A 1,157-nucleotide genomic window follows, 5' to 3' on the forward strand; every position below is an offset into this window, starting at 1 on the left:
CCATAGGTCTTGGGGTCATAGCTCGAGGCGATCTGCTGCAGCATCGCGTCATCGATGGTGCGGCCATCGACAGTCGAGCCGGCGGTGGCGAGCAGGAAGGGCTTGGTCTTCATCGGGTGCTCCTGGCGTCCTGTTGGCTGGGCCGGCTGCGGCGACCCGTGTGCTGTTGCCCTTGAGCCAGCCCGGCGCGACATCGGCAACGCGGGCGCGCGGTAGAGGCGGGCTCTACCCGGCAGGCAGGGCGACAGGCGGCCCATTTCGGGGTGCATGGCTTTGGCCATGCATCAGATCACCCCTCCCGACGCGGACGACGACACCCCGGCGATCAGCCGGCAGGTGGCGCGCGCCCAGCGCCGGCAGGCGCGCTCGCTCTATCATCGCGGGTGGCAGCTGACGCAGATCGCGGCCGAACTGGGCGTGAAGTATGGCACCCTCGCCGCGTGGAAGAGCCGCGATGCCTGGGACGACGACGCGCCGATCGCGGTGGTCGAGGATCGGCTCGAGGCACGCCTCGCCACGCTGCTCGACAAGGATCCGTTCACCGAAGGCGACATGAAGCGGGTGGACTTCATGATGCGCCAGCTCGAGCGCGCCGCGCGGATCCGAAAGTTCGACAAGACTGGGCGGGAGGGCGATCTCAACCCCAAGATCGAGAAGCGCAACAACGAGGAGGCCAAGGCCAAGCGCGCGGACAAGCGCAAGAATTTCCTGTCGCGCGAGCAGTGGCAGGCGCTGCTGGACGATTTCCACGACTGGTGTTTCGAGTACCAGGCCGAGTGGTGGGAGCAGCGCCATCAGCGCGTTCGCAAGATCCGCAAGAGCCGCCAGATCGGCGCGACCGTCTATTTCAGCCGGGAATCGGTCGCCAAAGTGGCCGAAGGCATCCTGGCGACGCTGGACGGCGAAAAGGACGCGGCACCGCGCAACCAGATCTTTCTTTCGGCTTCCCAGCGTCAGGCCAACAAGTTCCGCCTCGAAATCGTGAAATGGGTGCGGCGCGTGACGGGCGTAGAGCTGAAGGGCAACCCCATCATGCTCGACCTGTCGTTTCCGGCGGAGATGGACGAGGATGGCGAGCCGCAGGCGCTGCCGGCGATGGATGCGGTGGGCTTTTATCCGCTGTCGACCAACAGCGCGACCGCCCAGGGCGAGAGCGG

2 protein-coding genes are annotated in these 1,157 nt (G+C 66.6%); one reads left to right on the plus strand and one right to left on the minus strand.

Annotated features, from left to right (window positions below; translation table 11 throughout):
- On the minus strand, positions 1 to 281 hold a 281-nt coding region (locus C8K14_RS23295), incomplete at its 3' end, for a GPO family capsid scaffolding protein (protein WP_208110677.1).
- Between C8K14_RS23295 and C8K14_RS22285 the strand changes: the two genes are divergently transcribed.
- The coding region (locus C8K14_RS22285; protein WP_208294316.1) for a terminase large subunit domain-containing protein at positions 280 to 1,157 on the plus strand (878 nt) is incomplete at its 3' end. The two genes, C8K14_RS23295 and C8K14_RS22285, sit on opposite strands and share 2 nt — an antisense overlap.

This window comes from Novosphingobium sp. GV079 (genome assembly GCF_003058045.1).
GTDB classification, from domain to species: domain Bacteria; phylum Pseudomonadota; class Alphaproteobacteria; order Sphingomonadales; family Sphingomonadaceae; genus Novosphingobium; species Novosphingobium capsulatum.